The following is a 22,619-nucleotide window of genomic DNA, read 5'->3' on the forward strand; positions in this document are numbered from 1 at the left end:
TCGGCCGCGTCTCCGGGGGATGAGGATCCGCTCGCTGTCGGGGCCGCGGCATAGGGTGGTCGCAGCATGTCCGAAGCCGTCGCAGACACCCTGCTGCCCCCCTCCGCCCACCCGCTCCTCGAGGGTCTGAACGACCCGCAGCGAGCGGCCGTCGTCCACGCCGGAGCGCCGCTGCTCGTCGTCGCCGGAGCCGGCTCGGGCAAGACCCGCGTGCTGACGCGTCGCATCGCGTGGCTGATCTCCGAGCGCAAGGCCCACCCCGGCTCGATCCTGGCGATCACCTTCACCAACAAGGCCGCGGCCGAGATGAAGGAGCGCGTCGAGGACCTCGTCGGCAAGCGCGCGCGCCTCATGTGGGTCTCCACCTTCCACAGCGCCTGCGTGCGCATCCTGCGCAAGGAGATCGACCGGCTCGGCTACAAGTCGGCGTTCACGATCTACGACGCGCAGGACCAGAAGCGCCTCATGCAGCTGGTCTGCACCGATCTCGACCTCGACCCGCGCCGCTACCAGCCCTCCGCGCTGCTGCACTGGGTGTCGAACCACAAGAACGAGCTGCGCGACCCCGACGAGGTCGCGAAGGACGCCAAGAACCAGCTCGAGGAGACCTACGCGGCCGCCTACGCGCTCTACCAGCGCCGGCTGCGTGAGGCCAACGCGCTGGACTTCGACGACCTGATCATGACCACCGTGCACCTGCTGCAGGCGTTCCCCGAGGTGCGCGAGACCTACCGCCGACGTTTCCGGCACGTGCTCGTCGACGAGTACCAGGACACCAACCACGCGCAGTACGCGCTGATCCACCAGCTCTGCGCCGACGACCCCGAGGACCTCGATCCCGCGGCGGAGCGGGTCGAGCCGGCCGAGCTGATGGTCGTCGGCGACGCCGACCAGTCGATCTACGCCTTCCGCGGCGCCAACATCCGCAACATCCTCGATTTCGAGCAGGACTTCCCGAACGCCACCTCGATCCTGCTGGAGCAGAACTACCGCTCCACCCAGACCATCCTCACCGCGGCCAACGCGGTCATCGGCCACAACAAGGGCCGCAAGCCCAAGCGGCTGTGGTCCGACGCCGGCGACGGCGAGCGCCTCGTCGGCTACGTCGCCGACGACGAGCGCGACGAGGCCCGGTTCGTCTCCGAGGAGATCGACCGGCTCGTCGACGACGGCGCGCGGGCCGGCGACGTCGCGGTCTTCTACCGCACCAACGCCCAGTCGCGGGTCTTCGAGGAGGTGTTCATCCGCACCGGCCAGCCGTACAAGGTCGTCGGCGGGGTGCGCTTCTACGAGCGCAAGGAGGTGCGCGACGCGCTCGCCTACCTGCGGATGCTCGCCAATCCCGACGACCAGGTCTCGCTGCGCCGCATCCTCAACACCCCCAAGCGCGGCATCGGCGACCGCGCGGTCGAGTGCGTCACCTCGCTCGCCGATCGCGACCGGCTGACCTTCTGGGAGGCGCTGCGCCGCGCCGACCAGGCACCGGGCCTGGCCACCCGCTCGCTGACGAACATCCGGCAGTTCGTCGCGATGACCGAGGAGCTGCAGTCGATGGTCGCCGGCGGCGAGCGGCCCGACGTCGTCCTGGAGACCGTGCTCGAGCGCTCCGGCTACCTCGCGGCGCTCGAGGACTCCGACGACCCCCAAGACGCCACCCGCCTGGAGAACCTCGCCGAGCTCGTCGCCGTGGCGCGCGAGTTCTCCGAGGAGCCGGTGCCCGGGCCGTCCGCCGACCCCGACGACGTCGAGGCCGGCCTCGTCACGCCCGGGCTCGACGACTTCCTCGAGCGCGTCGCGCTGGTGGCCGACTCCGACCAGATCCCCGACGACGACGGCGACGACTCCGGCGTCGTCACGCTGATGACGCTGCACACCGCGAAGGGACTCGAGTTCCCGGTCGTCTTCCTCACCGGCCTCGAGGACGGCGTCTTCCCCCACAGCCGGGCGCTCGGCGACCAGCCCGAGCTCGAGGAGGAGCGCCGCCTCGCCTACGTGGGCCTCACCCGCGCCCGCGAGCGGCTGTACCTCTCCCGGGCGGTGGTGCGCTCGGCCTGGGGCGCGCCGTCGCACAACCCGGCCTCGCGGTTCCTCGACGAGCTGCCGATCGACCTCGTCGACTGGCGGCGCACCGAGGCCGCGCAGACCCGCTGGTCGCGTCCCGACCTCAGCGGCTCCTGGGGTGGCTCCGGCGGCTCCGGCGGGCCCGCCGTCGGCTCGGGCTCCGGGGGGTTCAGCGGGGCCTCGACCTCGGCTGGCCGCCGCAACTTCTCCGCCGCCGCCGCGCGCGCCGATGCGCTGGCCAAGGCCAAGAAGCCGGCCCGCGAGATCCCGTCGCTGGAGCCGGGCGACCGCGTGCTGCACGACTCCTTCGGCATGGGCACGGTGGTGGCGCTCGAGGGCGTCGCCGAGAAGACCGTCGCCTCGATCGACTTCGGCTCCGAGGGCGTCAAGCGCCTGCTGCTGCGCTACGCGCCGGTCGAGAGGCTGTAGCCCGGCCGTCGCCGGTGGTCGAGCCTGGCCTCCGGCGGTCGAGCCTGGCCCCCGGTGGTCGAGCTTGTCGAGACCCCCGCACCCACGCGCCGTGGTCGGGTCACCGGGTCTCGACACGCTCCGTCAGGTCCGCTGGCGCGTCCCTGGTCGCTGCTCGACCACCATCGATCGAGTCCGCTGCGCGGTCTCGATCAGGGCGTGACGCCGTGCTGCACCAGCGCCGGGTAGGGATCGACCGGGTCGCCAGCGCCCGGGCGCACCTCGAGGTGCAGGTGCGGGCCGGTGACGTGGCCGGTCGAGCCGACGGTGCCGATCTGCTGGCCCGGGGTGACCTTCTGGCCGACCGACACCTGGATCTCGGTCTGGTGGCAGTACCAGAGCTCGGTGCCGTCGGCGAGGGTCAGGATGGTGCGGTTGCCGTAGGGGCCGGCGGGGCCGGTCTCGGTGACGGTGGCGGCGGCGATCGCGTAGAGCGGGGTGCCCGGAGGCGCCGCGAAGTCCAGGCCCGTGTGGTAGCTCGCCCACAGGCCGGTCTCCCCGAAGCGGGCGGTCAGGCGGTAGGCGCCGGGGCTCACCGGGAGCACCCAGCGGTTGGCCTTGAGGTCCTGCGCGCGGGCGTCGGCCTGCTGCTCGACGCTCTGGAGGCGCTGGTTGCGGTCGGCGAGGTCGCCGGCGATCGCGTCGGAGCCGCGGAGATCGGGGTCGGAGGCCCGGCTGACGACCTCGCGATCACGGACGGTGGCCGTGCCGCTGGTGCCGCCGAGGGCGCTGATCTGGGCCACGCTGACGGTCGGGACGCCGGTGTCGTCGCCCGCGGTGAACGCGGCGCCGGTGACGGCCACGCCGAGAACGGCCACGCCGGCGGCCAGCTGCACCGACGGCAGGCGCCGCACGAACGGGCTCGCGACGGGCTCGCGGCGCGCGGCCCGGCGTCCGCCGACGAGGGTCGCGACCGGCTCGGGCTGCGGGCGCAGCGGCACGATCTCGGTGTCGTCCGAGGCGAAGGAGGTGGAGTGGTCGACCGGGGCGAGCCCGGCGAGCACGCGGGCGATCTCGACGGTGTCGATCGCGTCGGCACCGCTGCGCACCGGCGCGTACGGCGCCGGGGGCTCGGGACGCACGCGGTCGGTGCGGGTGAGCGGCACGTCGGGCACGACGACGGGGCGGGGGCCGTCGAAGACGCTGGTGGGGTCGAGCGGGGTGGCGGTGCGCGGCAGGGTGAGCACCGGCGAGGCGGTCGACGGGGCGGCCGGTGCGGGCTGGGCGGCCTCGGGGGCCGGCCGGGCGACGCGCCTGCCGACGTACGGGGTGACCGGAGCGAGCTGGACGGCGTCGGGGGCGACCGCCCGGGCGCGCTTGCCGACGTACGGCGCGGGCGAGGGGTCGGGTCGGGTGCTGCTGTCCGCTCGGTCGTTCCCCATGAGACGTGTCGCTCCGATGCTGATCGCTGGCGTCCGGGGCCGCTGAAGGGGGGCGGCCTCGGCCCGGGCCGTGCAGGACTGTAGCCCAGCGGGGCGGTCAGGTGAACCTGACGCGACCTCCCGGTGCACGACTGCGTCCGGGCCGGCCCGCGCCGGCGCCACCGCCGAACGGCTACCGACGGGTAGCCCGACCTGCGCAGACGCGGCCGCCGGACGGCGCAGCGCGACCTCGTCCCCGCCGGTGCGCCGGGCGGGTTCCCGGAGGCCCCATGACCTATCTCACGTCCTCCCTCCCGGGGTCGTGGCCGGGGTGGGCGACGGCTAGGGTGCGCCGGGGCGCTCCCGCGCCGTGCCTCGCGCCGGCCGTCTGCGCCGCCGCCCCCAATGCGTCGAGAAGATAGAGACTGGTGGACCAGTGGACCTGATGGAGTACCAGGCGAAGGAGCTCTTCGCCAAGCACGGTGTGGCCACGACGCTCGGCGTCGTCGTCACCACCGCGGACGAGGCCAAGGCCGCTGCCGAGCAGCTCGGTGGCGTGACCGTCATCAAGGCGCAGGTGAAGGCCGGCGGCCGCGGCAAGGCCGGCGGCGTCAAGATCGCCAAGACCGCCGACGACGCCTTCGAGCACGCCTCGAACATCCTCGGCATGGAGATCAAGGGCCTCACCGTCAACCGGGTCCTCGTCACCCCCGCGACCCCGCCGGAGGAGGAGTACTACTTCTCCTTCCTGCTCGACCGCGCGAACCGCCAGTACCTGTGCATCGCCTCGGTCGAGGGCGGCGTGGAGATCGAGGAGGTCGCCAAGACCAACCCCGACGCCGTCAAGCAGATCCCGGTCGACCCCGGCACCGGCGTCGACGAGGCCAAGGCCCGCGCGATCGCCACCGAGGCGAAGTTCCCCGAGCCCGTCTTCGAGCAGGCCGTCGCGATGATCCAGTCGCTGTACAAGGTCTTCGTCGAGGAGGACGCCACGCTCGTCGAGGTCAACCCGCTCGCGCGGCTGGCCGGCGACAGGCTGGAGGCCCTCGATGGCAAGGTCTCGCTCGACGAGAACGCCTCCGAGGTGCGTCACCCCGAGCACGAGGAGTTCGAGATCCGCGAGGAGGCCGACCCGCTCGAGGCGAAGGCCAAGGACCTCGGTCTCAACTACGTCAAGCTCGACGGCCAGGTCGGCATCATCGGCAACGGCGCGGGCCTCGTCATGAGCACCCTCGACGTCGTCGCGTACGCCGGCGAGAACCACGGCGGCGTCAAGCCCGCCAACTTCCTCGACATCGGCGGCGGCGCCAACGCGCAGGTCATGGCCAACGGCCTCGACGTCATCCTCAACGACCCGCAGGTCAAGAGCGTGTTCGTCAACGTCTTCGGCGGCATCACCGCGTGCGACGAGGTCGCCAACGGCATCAAGGGCGCGCTCGAGCTGCTCGGCGACGCCGCCACCAAGCCGCTCGTCGTCCGCCTCGACGGCAACAACGTCGACCAGGGCCGCGCGATCCTCGCCGAGCTGAACCACCCGCTGGTCACGGTCGTCGACACCATGGACGGTGCCGCCGACAAGGCCGCCGAGCTGGCGAACGCCTGATCGCCCCGGACGCACGAGACAAGAGAGCCTGAGAAGCATGTCGATCTACCTGAACAAGGACTCCAAGATCATCGTCCAGGGCATCACCGGTGGGATGGGCTCCAAGCACACCACCCTGATGCTCGAGTCGGGCGCTGACATCGTGGGCGGCGTCAACGCCCGCAAGGCCGGCACCACGGTCACCCTCGCCGGCAAGGACCTCCCGGTCTTCGGCACCGTCAAGGAGGCCATGGAGGCCACCGGCGCGAACGTGTCGGTGCTCTTCGTCCCGCCGGCCTTCACCAAGGCCGCCGCGATCGAGGCCGTCGACGCCGGCATCGGCCTGATGGTCGTCATCACCGAGGGCGTGCCGGTGCAGGACACCGCCGAGGTGTGGAGCTACCTGCAGTCCGAGGCCAACCACGCGGGCACCCGCATGATCGGCCCGAACTGTCCCGGCATCATCACCCCGGGCGAGTCGCTGGCCGGCATCACCCCGCACACCATCGCGGGCAAGGGCCCCATCGGCCTGGTCTCGAAGTCGGGCACGCTGACCTACCAGATGATGTACGAGCTGCGTGACTTCGGCTTCACCACCGCCATCGGCATCGGCGGCGACCCGATCATCGGCACCACTCACATCGACGCCCTCGAGGCGTTCGAGAACGACCCCGACACCAAGGCGATCGTGATGATCGGCGAGATCGGCGGCGACGCCGAGGAGCGTGCGGCGGCCTACATCAAGGAGCACGTCACCAAGCCGGTCGTCGGCTACGTGGCCGGCTTCACCGCGCCGGAGGGCAAGACCATGGGTCACGCCGGCGCCATCGTGTCCGGCTCGGCCGGCACCGCGCAGGCGAAGAAGGAGGCCCTCGAGGCCGTCGGCGTGAAGGTCGGCAAGACGCCGTCCGAGACCGCCGCCCTGATGCGGGAGATCATGCAGGGCCTCTGACGAGGCTGACGCGACGAGGGCCCCGGGAGCGATGCTCCCGGGGCCCTCGTGCGTGCGGACGTGCGTGCGTCAGGATCCGGCGCTCGTCGACGATGCGTCGAGCCCGGCCAGTCGCGCCTCCAGCGTCGTCGCCTGGGCCGTCAGCAGGTCGGCGGTCTGCTGGACGACGTCGGGGTCGCCCAGCCCGAGGGCGTCGGTGACGTCGACCAGCACCCACCGGCCGATCCGGTCAACGCGCGTGACGGTGCCGGAGCCATCGGCGGCCCGAGCGATGCGGATCGTGGCGGCGCCGTCCTCGAGGACGTTGGTCTGGGACTCGTCGCACCCGGGCCCGAGGGCCGTGATGCCGTCGAGGACGGCCCGCGCCTCGTCGGCGGAGTCGAACTCGACGACCGTCCGGGCGCGGACGCCCTCGGTCTGCTCCACCGTCGCGCTGCGCACCCACGCGGCGCCGCTGTCGCGTCCGATCCGCACGCCCAGCACGCAGCCCTCGTTCGAGCCGCGGACGAGGGCGTCGCCGTAGGTCACCTCGCCCCTCAGCCCGCTCGCGAGGTCAGCGTCGGTGAGCTCGGCGGCATCGGCCGCGGGCTCGGCCGACGCGGTCGGACGGGGCGCCGCGGTGGCGGGATCGATCGCTCGGCCGCCGCTGTCGCCGCCGCCGGAGAGTTGCGGCACGGCGAGCGCGGCGAGGGCGGCCACGGCGGCGAGCGCCACCCCGCCGCGTGCAGCGGTGCGGCGGCGACGCAGCCGGTCGCCGCGACGCCGCACGTCGCGGGCGGGCGGTCCGTCGGCGCCGGGGGAGCGGAGCGGGGCGAGCAGGTCGTCGAGGTCGAGCGGCTCAGGCATGGGGCGTCCCTTCGGGGGCGTGGTCGGCGAGGAGCCTGGCGAGGGCGGCGCGGCCGCGACTGAGGCGGGCCTTGACGGTGCCGACCGGGGCACCGACCTCGCGTGCGACGTCCTCGACCGACAGGTCGGCGAGGTGGAAGAGGACGAGCGCGCGGCGCTGGTCCTCCCCGAGCCGGGCGAGGGCGGCGACGACGTCGAGCCGCACCGCGTCCGGCCCGTCGGCGACGGTCGCGGCGCCGACCGCGCGGTCGGCGGGCCGGCGTCCCAGCCGCACCCGACGCCACCGGCTGACGGCGAGGCGGTAGGCGGTGGTGCGCACCCAGGCCTCGGGGTGCTGGGCGGTCTCGATGGTCCGGCGGTGCGACCAGGCGCGGGCGAACGCCTCCTGGACGCACTCCTCGGCCTCGGCGCGGTCGCCGATCATCGCGTGCAGCTGGCCCACCAGTCGTCGGTAGGACGCTGCGTAGAAGTCGTCGAAGGCGACCTCGTCCATGGCGTGTCTTCCTCTGCTCCTCGACCGCGGGGGCGCGGTCGTGGGGGATACGCCCGAGCCGGCGCTCCGGTTGCATCCTGCCGCGGATCGTCCCGGAGCGCTCCGGACCGCGACCGGCGCAGCGGTCAGCGGGTCAGCGCGTCAGCGGGAGCCGAGCTGCGCCAGCCGCTCCTGGGCCCGGCGGGCGAGCGCGAGGAACGCGGCGTCGGTGAGGTCGGCGTCCTTCGCGGAGACCAGGCCCACCTGGGCGACGCGGGGGCCGCTGCGGATGATCGCCATCGCGTAGCGCACCGAGCGGCTCGCCGAGATCTGCGTCGTCACCCGCCAGGCCGCGAGCTCGGTGGAGCCGCCGCCGGTCGAGGCGAGCCGGGTGACCTCGGTGCCCAGGTCGCGGTCGGGGCAGGACGCCAGCCGCGCGCGGACGCCGTCGACCAGCGTCGCCGCGGCGCCGGGGGAGAGCAGGCCGACGGTCTCGGTGAGCCCGAACTCGGGCGGGAGGTCGGCGTCGGGGATGAGGAAGGTGCGGGTCTGCGCCTGCCGGAAGCGGGTGCCGCCGACGCTGCCGGTGAAGCGGGTGGCGTCGCAGCGGGTGGCCGCGGTGTTCTGCCGCACCGAGGTGACCTCGCTGCCGACCCACGGCTCGTCGACGCGGCCGGCGGGCGGCAGGTCGACCTCGGTGAGCAGGGCGGGGTCGTCCCCGACGGGCAGCGGGGCCCTGGCGGTCGGGCGGACGCGGCCGGTGCCGCAGGCCCCGGCCGCGGGGAGGTCGCAGAGGCCGCCGACGGCGCGCCGCAGCAGGCTGGTCGGGGGGCCGAGCGGCGCGCTGCCGGTGCCGTCGCGGGTGAGCGCGGTGACCGTGAGCAGCGTGCCCGTGCGCGCCACGCCGACGCTCAGCGTCCGGCCGCGCTGCCAGTCGCGCAGGACGAAGAGCCGCGCGTCGTCGCCCACGCCGGAGACGTCGTAGGTGCCGAGGAGCTGGACGCGCGGCTCGGCGCAGCCGGCGAACCAGCCCGAGGCCACGCCGTAGGCGCTCCTCAGCGCGGTGCCCGAGGCCGAGGCCTCGACGAGCTGGTAGGCGCGGGCGGCCCCGCCGCGGGAGCCTGCGCGCAGCTCGCGGACGACGAGGTCCGCGCCGCTCGGGTCGGCGAACCGGTCGCGCTGGCACGGCAGGGCCGTGGCGCCGGCGCCGTCGCGGGTGGCGGTGACCTGCCAGCCGCTCCCCAGTCCGGACACGCGGCCGACGCCCCCGGCGGTCAGCAGGGCGGACGCGGGGATCGGCGGCACGCGGGTGGTGCCGGCGCCCGGGGACGACGGGCGACCGGGGCCGCGCTCGGCCACGCCGGTCAGCGCGCGGTCGAGCCCCGGCTGGGCGCCGTCGGTGTCGGCCACGAGCGTGCCGCCAGCGGCCAGCGCCAGCACGGTGACGCCGACGCCGGCGGCCACGTGCACGCGCCGTCGGGTGGTGCCGGCGCGTCGGACGATCGTGTGGCGCGGCCAGCGCACCGGCGCCGCCGCCTGCTCCAGCAGCTCCAGGTGCGCCCGCACGTCGGTCGAGGGGACGCCGCGGCTCAGGGCGAAGGACGCCGTGGCCGCCTGGAGGTCGGTCTCGGCCTGCGCCTGCGGGATGCCGATCTCCCGGGCCAGGTCGGGCAGGTCGACCGGGGCGAGGTGGTTGAGCAGCAGCACCTTCCGCTGCTCGCCGGGCAGCTCGTGGAGGGCGTCCAGGGTGGCGCGGGCGTCGTCGTCGACCTGGCGCTCCCGGTGCCAGGGGCGGGCGGCGTGACGACGCTGCGCGTGCGCCCACGCCTGCGGCCGGGCCCACGACTCGGGGTCGTCGAGGCGGCCGACCTTGTCCCAGTGGTGCCAGGCGGCCACGAAGGTGTCGCGCACGGCCCGGCGCGCCGCCGGCAGGTCGCCGGTGAGGGCGAAGGTCTGCAGCAGCAGCCGGTCGCGAGCGCCGCGGTAGAAGGCGTCGAAGACGGCGGTCGCGTCGGCGCGGGACGTCCCCGGTGCGGGACGGCGTCCGCGTGACGACCTCGTGCGCTCCCTCATGGCGCGGCCACGGTACCGGCCGGACGCGTCGTCCGCGGACTCGGCGGCCGGCGGCGTGGCACACCGGGAGCGTCGGCGGTCGGGGTGATGATGGCCGGGCCATGGCCTCGCTGATCTCCCGTCCCGCCTCCGACCGCGACGACCGCACGCCCGGCGGCCCGTCGGCACGCCGTCCCCTGGCGCTGCTGGCCGGTCTCGCCGGGGCGACGGCGGCCCTGCTCGCGGTGGCCCTGTGCGGCGCGCTCGGCGTGATCGGCTGGTTCCTCACCGACCTCGGCGCCCACGGCACCGCCGGCGACGGCCTGCGGGTCGGGGCGCTCGGCTGGCTGGCCGGGCTCGGCTCCGGGGTGACGATCGAGGGCACGCCGGTGACCCTCGTGCCGCTCGGCGCCACCGTCGTCGCCGCGTGGGCGGTCTGGCGCTGCGCGCTGCGTCTGGGCGAGGCGGTCGCCGGACACGGTCCCGACGCCGACGCCCTCGCCGACGGCGTGCGCGACTGGACGGTGCCCACCGCCGTCGGGCTGCTGGCCGCCGGGCACCTCGTCGTCGCCATCGTCGTCGCCGTGCTCGCCGGCGGCGCGCAGGCGCCCGACCTCGGCGCGGTGACGGCCGGCTCCCTGCTCCTCTGCGCCGTCGTCGGCGGCAGCGCGGTCGCCGTCGGCTCCGGCCGGGCCGCGCTGTGGCTCACCCGCGCACCGGCCACCCTGCGGGTGGCGCTCCGCATCACGCGGCAGGTGGTCCTCGGCTGGCTCGCGGTCTCGGCCGCGGCGCTGCTGCTGGCCCTGGTGCTCGACGTCCGCACCGCCGCGAACATCGTCTCCCAGCTGCACGCGGGCGCCGCCGACGTCGTGGTGATCCTGGCGGCCTGCCTGGTGCTGCTGCCGAACGCGGTGCTGCTCTCCTCGGCCTACCTCGCCGGCCCCGGCTTCGTGCTCGGCACCGGCACGCTCGTGGCGCCGGCCGGGGCCGTGCTCGGTCCGCTGCCCCTGTTCCCCCTGCTGGCCGCGTTGCCCGACGCCGGCCCCGGGCCGGCCTGGGCCCCGGCCCTGCTGGTGCTGCCGGGCGTCGTCGCGGCGCTCGCCGCGGCCCGCGCGCAGCGGCACCTCCCGGCATCCGGCTTCGACGAGGCCGCGCTGCGCGGCTGCGTGGGCGGCGTCCTCGCCGGCGTCGCGCTCGGCGTCCTGACGGCGCTGGCCGGCGGCTCGATCGGACCAGGGCGGCTGCAGGACGTCGGCCCGCTCACCGGCGACGTGCTGGTGCAGGCGGTCGTCTCCTTCGGGCTCGGCGCCGTGATCGGCTCGGTCGCCGCGCACGCCTGGGCCCGCCGCCGCGCGTAGCCCGGACGAGCGCCGCCGGCGGCGTCGCGGCGCCCTAGACTCAGCGCCCGTGCCCGCCCGCCTCGTCGTCCTCGTGTCCGGCTCGGGCACCAACCTGCAGGCCCTCCTCGACGCCTGCGCCGATCCCGCCTTCGGCGCCCGGGTGGTGGCCGTCGGCGCCGACCGGCACGACGTCGAGGGCCTGGCCCGCGCCGAGCGCGCCGGGGTGCCGACCTTCGTCCGCCGCGTCGAGGACTTCTCCAGCCGCGAGCACTGGGACGCCGCCCTGGCCGGCGGCGTGGGCGCCTTCGAGCCCGATCTGGTCGTGCTGGCCGGCTTCATGCGCCTGGTGGGGGAGTCGTTCCTCGGCGCGTTCGGCGGTCGCACCGTCAACACCCACCCCGCGCTCTCGCCGGCGTTCCCCGGCATGCACGGTCCGCGCGACGCCCTCGCCTACGGCGTCAAGGTCACCGGCGCGACGCTGTTCCTCGTCGACGCCGGCGTCGACACCGGCCAGATCGTCGCGCAGACGGCCGTCCCGGTGGCCGACGACGACGACGTCGCCTCGCTGCACGAGCGGATCAAGACCGCCGAGCGGACGATGCTCGTCGACGCCGTGGGCCGGATGGTCCGCGACGGCTGGCGCGTCGAGGGACGCCGGGTGCTGCTCGGTGCCGCCGCCGGGCCCGCCGGCCGATAGGATCGCGGCACACGACTGGCGCAGGTGGGCGAACCACCGGGGAGTGACGTCGGGGCATCGTCCGCCTGGGTGCCCCCGCACGACCGACCTCCCACCGTCCCACCAGGAGTGACCCGATGTCCGACGCCCCCGGCCGCATCCCGATCAAGCGGGCCCTCGTCTCCGTCTACGACAAGACCGGCCTGGAGGAGCTCGTCCGCGGCCTCGCCGACGCCGGCGTCGAGCTGGTCTCCACCGGTGGCTCGGCGCGGCTGATCGCCGAGCTCGGCCTGCCCGTCACGCGGGTCGAGGAGCTCACCGGCTTCCCCGAGTGCCTCGACGGTCGGGTCAAGACGCTGCACCCGCGGGTGCACGCCGGCATCCTCGCCGACCGCCGGCTCGAGGCGCACGTGGCCCAGCTCGACGAGCTGGGCGTCGCGCCGTTCGACCTCGTCGTGGTGAACCTCTACCCGTTCACCCAGACCGTCGAGTCCGGCGCCAGCGTCGACGAGTGCGTCGAGCAGATCGACATCGGCGGCCCGTCGATGGTGCGCGCCGCGGCGAAGAACCACCCGTCGGTCGCCGTCGTCACCTCGCCCGCGACCTACGGCGAGGTGCTCGAGGCGGTCGCCGCCGGCGGCTTCGCCTACGACGAGCGCAAGCGCCTGGCCGCCGAGGCGTTCGTGCACACCGCGAGCTACGACGTCGCGGTGGCGTCCTGGATGGGCAGCGTGCTCACCGACACCAGCGGCGAGACCGGCTTCCCGGCGTGGGTCGGCGCGACCTGGAGCCGCGACGCCGTGCTCCGCTACGGCGAGAACCCGCACCAGGCGGCCGCGCTCTACCGCAGCGGCCACGGCCCGGCCGGACTCGCGGGCGCCGAGCAGCTGCACGGCAAGGAGATGTCGTACAACAACTACGTCGACACCGACGCCGCCCGCCGGGCCGCCTACGACTTCGACGAGCCGGCGGTCGCGATCATCAAGCACGCCAACCCGTGCGGCATCGCCGTCGGCGCCGACGTCGCCGAGGCGCACCGGCGCGCCCACGCCTGCGACCCCGTCTCCGCGTTCGGCGGCGTGATCGCGGCCAACCGCCCGGTGAGCGTCGAGATGGCCCGCCAGGTGGCCGAGGTGTTCACCGAGGTGATCGTCGCCCCCGGCTACGAGGACGGCGCCGTCGAGGTGCTGCAGGGCAAGAAGAACATCCGCATCCTCGTCGCCGAGCCGCTGACCCGCGGCGGCACCGAGATGCGTCCGGTCTCCGGCGGCCTGCTCGTCCAGCAGGTCGACACCGTCGAGGCGCCGGGCGACGACCCGTCGGCCTGGACGCTGGCCACCGGCGAGGCCGCCTCGCCCGAGGTGCTCGCCGACCTCGCCTTCGCCTGGCGGGCCGTCCGCGCGGCGAAGTCGAACGCCATCCTGCTCGCCAAGGACGGCGCGTCGGTCGGCATCGGCATGGGCCAGGTCAACCGGGTCGACTCCTGCAGGCTGGCCGTCGAGCGGGCGAACGCGCTCGCCGAGGGGGAGCAGCGCGCCCGCGGCGCCGTCGCCGCCTCCGACGCCTTCTTCCCGTTCGAGGACGGCCCGCAGATCCTCATCGACGCCGGCGTGGCCGCCATCGTCCAGCCGGGCGGCTCGGTGCGCGACGAGCTGACGATCGAGGCCTGCCGCGGGGCCGGCGTCACGATGTACTTCACGGGCACCCGGCACTTCTTCCACTGATCGGGCACTGATCGGGGCCGCGCAGCGGACCCGATCGACGGTGGTCGAGCCCGCCGAGACCGGGCGACCGAACGGCGGCGCTCGGGTGCCGGGGTCTCGACAGGCTCGACCACCGGGACAGGCTCGACCACCGGGACAGGCTCGACCACCGGGACAGGCTCGACCACCGGGGCGCGCCCGTGCCGGCGTGAGCAGCCGAGGTCCCTAGACTCACCCCTCGTGACGGCACAGAGGCTCGACGGCACCGCCACCGCGGCGGCGATCAAGGACGAACTGCGCACGCGGGTCGCGGCGCTGAAGGAGCGGGGCGTCGTCCCGGGCCTCGGCACCGTGCTGGTCGGCGACGACCCCGGCTCGCGCTGGTACGTGGGCGGCAAGCACAAGGACTGCGCCGAGGTCGGCATCGAGTCGATCCGCGTCGACCTGCCGGCCACCGCGACCCAGGCCGAGATCGAGGAGCACGTCGCGGCGCTCAACGCCGATCCGGCGTGCACCGGCTACATCGTCCAGCTGCCGCTGCCGAAGGGCATCGACGAGAACCGCGTGCTCGGGCTGATCGACCCCGCGAAGGACGCCGACGGCCTGCACCCCACCAACCTCGGCTGGCTCGTGCTCGGCGAGGAGGCGCCGCTGCCCTGCACGCCCTTCGGCATCGTCGAGCTGCTGCGCCGCCACGCCGTGGAGATCGCCGGGGCCGAGGTCGTGGTCGTCGGTCGCGGCGTCACCGTCGGGCGCCCGCTCGGCCTGCTGCTGACCCGCCGCTCCGAGAACGCCACCGTGACGCTGTGCCACACCGGCACCCGCGACCTCGCGGCCCACACCCGCGCCGCCGACGTCGTCGTCGCCGCGGCCGGGGTGCCCGGCATCATCACCGCAGACATGGTCAAGCCCGGCGCGGCGGTGCTCGACGTCGGCGTCAGCCGGGTCGACGGCAAGCTCGCCGGCGACGTCGCCGAGGACGTCTGGGACGTCGCCGGCTGGGTGTCGCCGAACCCCGGCGGCGTCGGTCCGATGACCCGCGCGATGCTGCTCTCCAACATCGTCACCCTCGCCGAGCGCGCGCTGGCCTGATGGCCGCGTCCGCAGGCGGGTCCCCGGAGCCGGACCGGTCGCCGCGCGGCTCCGAGGACGGCCGACGCTGGACGCCGCGGACCGTCGGCGGCTGGGTCTACCTGGGCGTGCTGGTCATCGACGCCGTGGGCCTGCTGCTCGCCCTGGCGGGCGCGTGGCGCGTCGGGGTCGCGGTGCTCGGGGCGTCGCTGCTGCTCGCGGCCGTCGCCCGGCTGCTCCTGCGCGGTCGGGACGCCGGCATGCTCGCGGTGCGCCACTGGGCGATCGACGCGGCGCTCCTGGCCATCACCGGCGGGGTCGTGCTGGCGCTGGCGGCCACCGTGCCCGGCCGCTGAGGCCGCCCCTGTCCCTCCGACGCACGAGGCCCCGGACGCGGATCGCGTCGGGGGCCTCGTGGATCGAGCGGGGGAGCGGGCCTCAGATCAGGCCGAGCTCGGTGACCGCGTCGCGCTCGTCGGCCAGCTCGGCGACCGAGGCGTCGATGCGACCGCGGGAGAACTCGTCGATCTCCAGGCCCTGGACGATGCTCCAGTCGCCGTCCTTCGTGGTGACGGGGAACGAGGAGACCAGGCCCTCGGGCACGCCGTAGGAGCCGTCGGAGACGACCGCCATGGAGACCCAGTCGCCCTCGGCGGAGCCGTAGAGCCAGTCGCGGGCGGCGTCGATCGTGGCCGACGCGGCGGAGGCGGCGGAGGAGGAGCCCCGGGCCTCGATGATCGCGGCGCCGCGCTTGGCGACGGTCGGGATGAAGTCGTTCTCGATCCAGGCCTGGTCGCCGACGACCTCGGCGGCGTTGCGGCCCGCGACCTCGGCGTGGAACAGGTCGGGGTACTGGGTCGCGGAGTGGTTGCCCCAGATCGTCATGTGGGTGATGTCGGTGACGGGCGCGCCGGTCTTGGCGGCCAGCTGCGAGATCGCCCGGTTGTGGTCGAGGCGGGTGAGCGCGGAGAAGCGCTCCTTCGGGATGTCGGGCGCGTTGGACGCCGCGATCAGGGCGTTGGTGTTGGCCGGGTTGCCGGTGACGCCGATGCGCACGTCGGAGGCCGCCACCTTGTTCAGGGCCTTGCCCTGGGCGGTGAAGATCGCGCCGTTGGCCGAGAGCAGGTCGCCGCGCTCCATGCCCGGGCCGCGCGGACGCGCGCCGACGAGCAGGGCGAGGTTCACGCCGTCGAAGATCTTCTCCGCGTCGTCGCCGATCTCGACGCCGGCCAGACCCGGGAACGCGCAGTCGTCGAGCTCCATGACGACGCCCTCGAGCGCCTTGAGCGCCGGGGTGATCTCGAGCAGGCGCAGCTCGATCGGCGCGCCGCCGGTCAGCGCCCCGCTGGCGAGGCGGAACAGCAGGCTGTAGCCGATCTGGCCGGCCGCGCCGGTGACGGCGACCTTCAACGGGGTGGTGCTCACGACTTCTCCTCGGGCTCGGACGGAGTGGGGTACGGGGCTCCGCGGGTGGAGCGCTCCGCTGGCAAGTTAGCAGCGCGGCGCCCCGGTCACCGCCGCGGGTGCGGCCGCGAGACCCCGTTCCGCTCCGGCCGTCCGGGCCGTCGGGTGTCCTCCGGGGGTGCGACCTGGGAGGGTGTCAGCGCACGGATCCCATCAGGTATCTTGACGTCGAGATTTCCGTCCCCGGAGGAGCTGCCCGCACCATGCCGATCATCTACACGCACACGGACGAGGCGCCGCTGCTGGCGACGTACTCGTTCCTGCCGATCGTCGCCGCCTACGCCGCGAAGGCCGGCGTCGAGATCGAGACCCGCGACATCTCGCTGTCGGGTCGGATCATCAGCCAGTTCCCGGAGCGGCTCACCGAGGAGCAGCGCATCGCCGACCACCTCGCCGAGCTGGGCGAGCTGGCGACCACGCCGCAGGCCAACATCATCAAGCTGCCCAACATCTCCGCCTCGATCCCGCAGCTCAAGGCCGCGGTCGCCGAGCTGCAGGCCCAGGGCTACGACATCCCCGACTACCCCGAGAGCCCCTCGACGCCGGAGGAGCGGGAGATCCGCGCCCGGTTCGACAAGGTCAAGGGCTCCGCGGTCAACCCGGTGCTCCGCGAGGGCAACTCCGACCGCCGCGCGCCCGCGTCGGTGAAGAACTACGCGAAGGCGCACCCGCACCGCATGGGCGCCTGGACCCCCGAGTCCAAGACCAACGTCGCCACGATGGGCGAGCGCGACTTCCGCAGTAACGAGAAGTCCGTCGTCGTCCCGGCCGACGACACCCTGCGCATCGTCCACGTCGCCGCCGACGGCACCGAGACCGTGCTCAAGGACGCCGTGAAGGTCCTCGCCGGCGAGGTCGTCGACGCCACCTACCTGGACGTCGCCGCCCTCCGCGCGTTCCTCGCCGAGCAGGTCGCGCGGGCCAAGGCCGAGGGCGTGCTGTTCTCGGCCCACCTCAAGGCCACGATGATGAAGGTCTCCGACCCGATCATCTTCGGCCACGTCGTCGAGGTGTTCTTCGCCGACGTCTTCGCCCAGCACGGCGAGACCCTGAAGGCCGCGGGCCTCTCGGCCAACGACGGCCTCGGCGCGATCCTCGCCGGCCTCGACAAGGTCGAGAACGGCGCCGAGATCAAGGCCGCCTTCGACGCCGCGCTCGCCGAGGGCCCCGCCCTGGCGATGGTCGACTCCGACAAGGGCATCACCAACCTGCACGTCCCCTCCGACGTCATCATCGACGCCTCGATGCCGGCGATGATCCGCACCTCGGGCCACATGTGGAACGCCGCGGGCGAGGAGCAGGACACCCTGGCCGTCATCCCCGACTCGTCCTACGCCGGCGTCTACCAGGCCGTCATCGACGACTGCCGCGCCCACGGCGCCTACGACCCCTCGACGATGGGCTCGGTGCCGAACGTCGGCCTGATGGCCAAGGCCGCCGAGGAGTACGGCTCGCACGACAAGACCTTCGAGATCCCCGCCGACGGCACGGTCAAGGTGCTCGACGGCTCGGGCGCGACGCTGCTCGAGCACGAGGTCAAGGCGGGCGACGTATGGCGCGCCTGCCAGACCAAGGACGCGCCGATCCGCGACTGGGTCAAGCTGGCCGTCTCCCGTGCCCGCGCCACCGGCGCCCCGGCGATCTTCTGGCTCGACGAGACCCGGGCCCACGACGCGAACCTGATCGCCAAGGTGCGCGAGTACCTGACCGAGCACGACACCGAGGGCCTGACCATCGAGATCATGGCGCCGGCCGCGGCCACCACCTACTCGGTGGAGCGCATCCGCCGGGGCGAGGACACCATCTCGGTCACCGGCAACGTGCTGCGCGACTACAACACCGACCTCTTCCCGATCCTCGAGCTCGGCACGTCGGCGAAGATGCTCTCCGTCGTCCCGCTGATGAACGGCGGCGGCCTCTTCGAGACCGGCGCCGGCGGCTCGGCGCCCAAGCACGTGCAGCAGCTGGTCAAGGAGAACTACCTGCGCTGGGACAGCCTCGGCGAGTTCTTCGCCCTCGTCCCCTCGCTGGAGCTCTACGCCGAGCAGGCCGACGCCCCGGGCGCGAAGGTCCTCGCGGCCGCGCTCGACCGCGCCACCGAGACGTTCCTGAACGAGGACAAGTCGCCCACGCGTCGCGTCGGCGGCATCGACAACCGCGGCTCGCACTTCTACCTGGCGCTCTACTGGGCCCAGGAGCTCGCGCAGCAGACCGAGGACGCCGACCTCGCCGCCGCCTTCGGCCCGCTCGCCGAGCGGCTCGCCGCCGAGGAGGCGACGATCGTCGCCGAGCTCAACGGCGTCCAGGGCTCGCCGGCCGACATCGGCGGCTACTACCGCCCCGACGACGCCAAGGCGTCCGAGGTCATGCGGCCCTCCGCCACGCTGAACGAGGCGCTCGCCTCGCTCTGACGTCGCGGCCCGACCGCACGACGGCCCGCCGGGTGATCCCGGCGGGCCGTCGTCCGTCGTGGGTCAGGAGACCTCGCTCACGTCGGCACCCGCGCCGCCCCGACCCGGAATTGGTCTGGACCAGCCAAGGTTGGAGCATCGTGACCATGCCCCGGACCGACGCCCCGCCCTCCGTCGCCGGAACCCCGTCCACCACGGGTCCGACGTCCACCCGCCACGCGACGCTGGCGATCCTCGCGCTCGCGCTCGGCGGCTTCGCCATCGGCACGACCGAGTTCGTGACGATGGGCCTGCTGCCGCAGATCGCGTCGGGCATCGGGGTCTCGGAGCCGCAGGCGGGTCACGTCATCTCCGCCTACGCCCTCGGCGTCGTGGTGGGCGTGCCGATCCTCAGCTTCTTCGTGGCCGGGCTCCCGCGGCGGACGCTGCTGATCTGGCTGATGGGCGCCTACGCCGTCTTCAACGTGCTCAGCGCGGCCGCCACCGGCTACGGCCTGCTCACCCTCGCCCGCTTCCTCGACGGCCTGCCGCACGGCGCCTACTTCGGCGTCGCGAGCCTGGTCGCGGCCAGCCTCGTGGCCCCGGAGCGACGCGGCCGTGCGGTCGCCAGCGTCATGCTCGGCCTCTCGGTCGCGAACGTGCTCGGCGTCCCCGCCGTCACCTGGCTGGGGCAGCACGTCGGCTGGCGCTCGGCCTACCTCTCGACCGCCGTGCTCGCCCTGGCCACCGTCGTCCTGACGCTGGTCTTCGTGCCGGCCACGCCCGGCGACCCCGAGGCCACCGGACGCCGGGAGGCCCGCGCCTTCTTCTCCAGCGCCCAGGTCTGGCTGACCCTCGCCGCCGGCGCGATCGGCTTCGGCGGCATGTTCGCCGTCTACTCCTACATCGCCACCACCGTCACCGGCGTCGCCGGGCTCTCGGAGGGCACCGTCCCGGTCTTCCTGCTGGCCTTCGGCCTCGGCATGGTCGTCGGCACCTGGGCCGCGGGGGAGCTGGCCGGCTGGTCGGTGTTCCGCTCGCTGATCGGCGCCGGCCTCGGCACCGCCGTGCTGATGCTGGTCTTCTGGGTCGCCGCGCCGCACGGCTGGCTGCTGCTGCCGGTCGTCTTCCTGATCACCACGGTCGCCTCGGTGCTGACGATCAACCTGCAGCTGCGCCTGATGGACGTCGCCGGTGACGCCGTGACGCTGGGCGCGGCGATGAACCACGCGGCCCTCAACGCCGCCAACGCGCTCGGCGCCTGGCTCGGCGGCGTCGTGATCGCCGCGGGCTACGGCTACCGGGCGCCGGCGCTGGTGGGCGCCGGGCTGTCGGTCGCCGGTGTCCTCATCCTGCTCGTGGCCGCCGCCGGCCACCGCGCCGGCGGCTCGGCGGGCGACTCGGCGGCCGACCACCCCGAGGCGGTCCCGGCCGCCCCGATCGGCCACAATGGCGCCCATGCCCGCCACGACGCCTGAGGTCGATCCCGCACTCGCCGTCCCGAGCACCCCCGCCGGCGCGCGTCCGCGCGTGCTGTCCGGCATCCAGCCGACGTCGGACTCCTTCCACTTCGGCAACTACCTCGGTGCGCTGCGCCAGTGGGTCGACCTCCAGCGCGACCACGAGCCGTTCTTCTTCATCGCCGACCTGCACGCGATCACCGTCGAGCAGGACCCCAAGGTGCTGCGCGAGCGCTGCCTGCGCGCCGCGGCCCAGCTGATCGCGATGGGCATCGACCCCGAGCGCTCCTCGATCTTCGTGCAGAGCCACGTGCCCGCCCACCCGCAGCTCGCGTGGGTGCTCAACTGCCTCACCGGGTTCGGCGAGGCCCGCCGCATGACGCAGTTCAAGGACAAGTCCGCCAAGCAGGGGGAGGGCACGGCCAGCGTCGGCCTGTTCACCTACCCGATCCTCCAGGCCGCCGACATCCTGCTCTACCGCCCGCACTACGTGCCGGTCGGCGAGGACCAGCGTCAGCACCTCGAGCTCACCCGCGACCTCGCGCAGCGGTTCAACCACCGCTACAAGAAGACCTTCCGGCTGCCCGAGCCCTACATCCTCAAGGCCACCGCGCGCATCGCCGACCTGCAGGACCCCACCTCGAAGATGTCGAAGTCGGCGTCCTCGCCCGCCGGCATCATCGAGCTGCTCGACCCGCCGACGGTGTCGGCGAAGAAGGTGCGCTCGGCGGTCACCGACTCCGAGTCCGAGATCCGCTTCGACCCCGAGGCCAAGCCGGGCGTCAGCAACCTGCTGACGCTCCACGCGGCCCTGAGCGGGGAGTCGGTCACCGACCTCGTCGAGCAGTACGCGGGCCGCGGCTACGGCGACCTCAAGTCCGACCTCGCCGACCTCGTCGTCACGTTCGTGACGCCGTTCCGCGACCGCACGCTCGAGCTCCTGGACGACCAGACCCATCTGACCGGCGTCCTCAAGGCCGGCGCCGAGCGGGCCGGCGCGATCGCCGAGGCCACGCTGCGCGACGTCTACCAGCGCGTCGGCTTCATCGCCCCCGGCGCGTGAGCCCGATGCGCGGCGCCGGCCCGGCCGCCGGCACTAGTCTGACGCCCGTGCTCACCATCGGCGTCGCGGTCGCCGTCCCGGAGCCGTGGGGCACCCGGCTGCAGGAGTACCGCACCGGCCTGGGCGACGACACCGCGAGCCTGATCCCCACGCACATCACCCTGGTGCCGCCGCAGGAGATCGCCGAGGAGTCGATCGACGCCGTCCGCACCCACCTCGCCGAGGTCGGCGCCGCGATCCCGCGGTTCGGCGTCCACCTGCGCGGCACCGGCACCTTCCGGCCGGTCTCGCCGGTCGTGTTCGTGACCCTCGCCGAGGGCATCTCCCCGTGCGAGCAGCTCGCCGAGGCGCTGCGCGACGGCCCGCTGGGCGTCGAGCTCGACTTCCCGTACCACCCGCACGTCACCGTCGCGCACCACCTCGACGACCCCACGCTCGACCGCGCCTTCGAGGAGCTCGGCGACTTCGAGTGCGAGTTCACGGTCGAGGAGTTCCACCTCTACGTGCACGACGCCCGTCACGGCTGGCGTCCGACCGACGCGTTCGCGCTGCGGACCCCTCCGGAGGGTGTGTGAGCGCCGCCCGTCGGGCAGCGTGGGCGGGGTGAAGGATCGTCTCGCGCGCCTGCGCGCCCGCTACCCGGTGCTCGACCGCATCCTGCGGATGCAGGAGCACTACGGCTCCGTCCAGGCCGGCCAGCAGGCCGGCGCCGTCACGTACTTCGCGTTCCTGTCGTTCTTCCCGGTGCTGGCGCTCGCCGTCTTCGTCGTCGGCCTGGTCTCCAAGGTCTACCCCGACGCGGACGCCGACCTGCAGCGTGCACTCGACAGCGTCGTCCCGGGCATCCTGGACGGCTCGCTGTCGCTGAAGGACCTGCGCACGTTCTCAGGGCTGGCCGGCGTCGTCGGCCTGCTCGGCGTGCTGTACTCCGGGCTCGGCTGGCTCTCGGCCCTGCGGGGGGCGCTGACGGTGGTCTTCGCGCCGCCGGAGGAGAAGCAGCCGTCGTTCGTCGCGGGCAAGCTGCGCGATCTCGCCAGCCTCGTCGTGCTCGGCTCGATCCTCTTCGTCGCGGTGGCCGTCACCGGGTTCGTGGCGGGCTTCTCGGGCGACGTGCTGGGCTTCCTGGGACTCGACTCCACCCTCGGCTGGGTGGTGCGGCTGCTCAGCGTCGCGCTGGGCCTGGCGGCCAACGCGGTGCTCTTCTTCGCGATGTTCCGCCTGCTCGCCGCCGCGCACCTGCCGGCGTCGAGCCTCTGGCAGGGCGCGGTGCTCGGCGCGGTGCTGTTCGAGGTGCTCAAGCAGCTCGCCGGCCTCCTGCTGGCCGGCACCCGCGGCTCGCCGGCCTTCCAGGCCTTCGGCGTCGCGCTGATCCTCGTCGTCTGGATCAACTACTTCACCCGGCTGGTCCTCTACTGCGCAGCCTGGTCGGCGACCTCGCCGGCCGCGCTGGCCGTCCGTCCCTTCCCGGAGCCCGACCCCGTGCAGGGCCCGGCGCTGCCGTCCGCCGCCGACCTCGACGAGCACGGCGTCGCGGTGCTCGTGCCGCACGGGGGAGAGGTCCCGGTCGACCAGCCGCGACCCTGGCAGTCGTTCGCGGTCGGCGCCGGCGTCGGCGCCGCCGTCGGGGCGCTGCTCTCGGGGCTCCGTTCCCGCTGAGC

At 74.1% G+C, this 22,619-nt stretch carries 18 protein-coding genes and 1 riboswitch; of the genes, 13 read left to right on the forward strand and 5 right to left on the reverse strand.

Going from position 1 to position 22,619, the window contains the following annotated elements; translation table 11 throughout:
- Positions 1-66: 66 nt before the first annotated feature.
- Entirely contained in the window at positions 67-2,490 is a 2,424-nt protein-coding gene (gene pcrA, locus K8Z61_RS01855; RefSeq protein WP_224126366.1) for a DNA helicase PcrA, read from the forward strand.
- 191 nt (positions 2,491-2,681) lie between these two features.
- Here the strand turns inward: pcrA and K8Z61_RS01860 are convergent, their stop codons facing one another.
- Positions 2,682-3,911, reverse strand: coding sequence for a M23 family metallopeptidase (locus tag K8Z61_RS01860; protein ID WP_224126367.1), 1,230 nt, complete (start codon positions 3,909-3,911; stop codon positions 2,682-2,684).
- A gap of 415 nt (positions 3,912-4,326) precedes the next feature.
- Here K8Z61_RS01860 and sucC point away from each other — a divergent pair, with 415 nt between their 5' ends.
- Both sucC and sucD read left to right on the forward strand, forming a co-directional pair.
- Positions 4,327-5,493, forward strand: coding sequence for an ADP-forming succinate--CoA ligase subunit beta (gene sucC / locus K8Z61_RS01865; RefSeq protein ID WP_224126368.1), 1,167 nt, complete (start codon positions 4,327-4,329; stop codon positions 5,491-5,493).
- A 37-nt stretch (positions 5,494-5,530) separates the two neighbouring features.
- Positions 5,531-6,424 carry a succinate--CoA ligase subunit alpha gene (gene sucD, locus K8Z61_RS01870; RefSeq protein ID WP_224126369.1) on the forward strand — a complete coding sequence of 298 codons (894 nt, stop codon included), beginning with the start codon at positions 5,531-5,533 and terminating at the stop codon, positions 6,422-6,424.
- 69 nt (positions 6,425-6,493) lie between these two features.
- Here the strand turns inward: sucD and K8Z61_RS01875 are convergent, their stop codons facing one another.
- The 3 genes from K8Z61_RS01875 to K8Z61_RS01885 form a co-directional block, all read right to left on the reverse strand.
- Positions 6,494-7,270 (reverse strand): hypothetical protein, encoded by a 777-nt coding sequence (locus tag K8Z61_RS01875; RefSeq protein ID WP_224126370.1) that lies wholly within the window; start codon positions 7,268-7,270, stop codon positions 6,494-6,496.
- Entirely contained in the window at positions 7,263-7,763 is a 501-nt protein-coding gene (locus K8Z61_RS01880) for an RNA polymerase sigma factor (protein ID WP_224126371.1), read from the reverse strand. The genes K8Z61_RS01875 and K8Z61_RS01880 overlap by 8 nt, the downstream gene beginning before the upstream one ends.
- Positions 7,764-7,904: 141 nt before the next feature.
- Complete coding sequence (locus K8Z61_RS01885; protein WP_224126372.1) at positions 7,905-9,815, reverse strand: sigma-70 family RNA polymerase sigma factor; 1,911 nt, start codon at positions 9,813-9,815, stop codon at positions 7,905-7,907.
- A gap of 101 nt (positions 9,816-9,916) precedes the next feature.
- Here K8Z61_RS01885 and K8Z61_RS01890 point away from each other — a divergent pair, with 101 nt between their 5' ends.
- The 5 genes from K8Z61_RS01890 (at position 9,917) to K8Z61_RS01910 (ending at position 14,940) form a co-directional block, all read left to right on the forward strand.
- The gene (locus K8Z61_RS01890) at positions 9,917-11,152 is read left to right on the forward strand and encodes a DUF6350 family protein (protein WP_224126373.1); all 1,236 of its coding nucleotides are present in this window, start codon (positions 9,917-9,919) and stop codon (positions 11,150-11,152) included.
- Between the two features lie 49 nt (positions 11,153-11,201).
- Positions 11,202-11,831: a phosphoribosylglycinamide formyltransferase gene (gene purN / locus K8Z61_RS01895; RefSeq protein ID WP_224126374.1), complete on the forward strand. Its 630-nt coding sequence runs from the start codon at positions 11,202-11,204 to the stop codon at positions 11,829-11,831.
- Position 11,832: 1 nt separating this feature from the next.
- A riboswitch (ZMP/ZTP riboswitch) is annotated at positions 11,833-11,909 on the forward strand.
- 38 nt (positions 11,910-11,947) lie between these two features.
- Positions 11,948-13,534 carry a bifunctional phosphoribosylaminoimidazolecarboxamide formyltransferase/IMP cyclohydrolase gene (gene purH / locus K8Z61_RS01900; RefSeq protein ID WP_224126375.1) on the forward strand — a complete coding sequence of 529 codons (1,587 nt, stop codon included), beginning with the start codon at positions 11,948-11,950 and terminating at the stop codon, positions 13,532-13,534.
- 219 nt (positions 13,535-13,753) lie between these two features.
- Complete coding sequence (locus tag K8Z61_RS01905; protein ID WP_224126376.1) at positions 13,754-14,605, forward strand: bifunctional methylenetetrahydrofolate dehydrogenase/methenyltetrahydrofolate cyclohydrolase; 852 nt, start codon at positions 13,754-13,756, stop codon at positions 14,603-14,605.
- Positions 14,605-14,940, forward strand: coding sequence for a DUF3017 domain-containing protein (locus K8Z61_RS01910; protein WP_224126377.1), 336 nt, complete (start codon positions 14,605-14,607; stop codon positions 14,938-14,940). Before K8Z61_RS01905 ends, K8Z61_RS01910 begins: the two co-directional genes overlap by 1 nt.
- 82 nt (positions 14,941-15,022) lie before the next feature.
- Here K8Z61_RS01910 and K8Z61_RS01915 read toward each other — a convergent pair whose 3' ends face one another.
- A complete protein-coding gene (locus K8Z61_RS01915; RefSeq protein ID WP_224126378.1) occupies positions 15,023-16,009 on the reverse strand; it encodes a malate dehydrogenase in 987 nt (328 codons plus the stop codon).
- A 242-nt stretch (positions 16,010-16,251) separates the two neighbouring features.
- Here K8Z61_RS01915 and K8Z61_RS01920 point away from each other — a divergent pair, with 242 nt between their 5' ends.
- The 5 genes from K8Z61_RS01920 (at position 16,252) to K8Z61_RS01940 (ending at position 22,617) form a co-directional block, all read left to right on the forward strand.
- Positions 16,252-18,459: an NADP-dependent isocitrate dehydrogenase gene (locus tag K8Z61_RS01920; RefSeq protein ID WP_224126379.1), complete on the forward strand. Its 2,208-nt coding sequence runs from the start codon at positions 16,252-16,254 to the stop codon at positions 18,457-18,459.
- A gap of 146 nt (positions 18,460-18,605) precedes the next feature.
- Positions 18,606-19,916, forward strand: a complete 1,311-nt coding sequence (locus tag K8Z61_RS01925; RefSeq protein ID WP_224126380.1) for an MFS transporter — start codon at positions 18,606-18,608, stop codon at positions 19,914-19,916.
- A complete protein-coding gene (gene trpS / locus K8Z61_RS01930; RefSeq protein ID WP_224126381.1) occupies positions 19,897-20,961 on the forward strand; it encodes a tryptophan--tRNA ligase in 1,065 nt (354 codons plus the stop codon). The genes K8Z61_RS01925 and trpS overlap by 20 nt, the downstream gene beginning before the upstream one ends.
- Positions 20,962-21,008: 47 nt before the next feature.
- Positions 21,009-21,536: a 2'-5' RNA ligase family protein gene (locus tag K8Z61_RS01935; RefSeq protein ID WP_224126382.1), complete on the forward strand. Its 528-nt coding sequence runs from the start codon at positions 21,009-21,011 to the stop codon at positions 21,534-21,536.
- Between the two features lie 28 nt (positions 21,537-21,564).
- The gene (locus K8Z61_RS01940; protein ID WP_224126383.1) at positions 21,565-22,617 is read left to right on the forward strand and encodes a YihY/virulence factor BrkB family protein; all 1,053 of its coding nucleotides are present in this window, start codon (positions 21,565-21,567) and stop codon (positions 22,615-22,617) included.
- The last annotated feature ends 2 nt before the right edge of the window (positions 22,618-22,619 follow it).

Origin of the sequence: Nocardioides sp. TRM66260-LWL, assembly GCF_020075545.1 — a bacterium.
Lineage (GTDB): Bacteria > Actinomycetota > Actinomycetes > Propionibacteriales > Nocardioidaceae > Nocardioides.

Coding starts and splice junctions, on each gene's coding strand:
- pcrA (WP_224126366.1), top strand. CDS start 67: ATGTCCGAAGCCGTCGCAGACACCCTGCTGCCCCCCTCCGCCCACCCG.
- K8Z61_RS01860 (WP_224126367.1), bottom strand. CDS start 3,911: ATGGGGAACGACCGAGCGGACAGCAGCACCCGACCCGACCCCTCGCCC.
- sucD (WP_224126369.1), top strand. CDS start 5,531: ATGTCGATCTACCTGAACAAGGACTCCAAGATCATCGTCCAGGGCATC.
- K8Z61_RS01875 (WP_224126370.1), bottom strand. CDS start 7,270: ATGCCTGAGCCGCTCGACCTCGACGACCTGCTCGCCCCGCTCCGCTCC.
- K8Z61_RS01880 (WP_224126371.1), bottom strand. CDS start 7,763: ATGGACGAGGTCGCCTTCGACGACTTCTACGCAGCGTCCTACCGACGA.
- K8Z61_RS01885 (WP_224126372.1), bottom strand. CDS start 9,815: ATGAGGGAGCGCACGAGGTCGTCACGCGGACGCCGTCCCGCACCGGGG.
- K8Z61_RS01890 (WP_224126373.1), top strand. CDS start 9,917: ATGGCCTCGCTGATCTCCCGTCCCGCCTCCGACCGCGACGACCGCACG.
- purH (WP_224126375.1), top strand. CDS start 11,948: ATGTCCGACGCCCCCGGCCGCATCCCGATCAAGCGGGCCCTCGTCTCC.
- K8Z61_RS01910 (WP_224126377.1), top strand. CDS start 14,605: ATGGCCGCGTCCGCAGGCGGGTCCCCGGAGCCGGACCGGTCGCCGCGC.
- K8Z61_RS01920 (WP_224126379.1), top strand. CDS start 16,252: ATGCCGATCATCTACACGCACACGGACGAGGCGCCGCTGCTGGCGACG.
- K8Z61_RS01925 (WP_224126380.1), top strand. CDS start 18,606: ATGCCCCGGACCGACGCCCCGCCCTCCGTCGCCGGAACCCCGTCCACC.
- trpS (WP_224126381.1), top strand. CDS start 19,897: ATGCCCGCCACGACGCCTGAGGTCGATCCCGCACTCGCCGTCCCGAGC.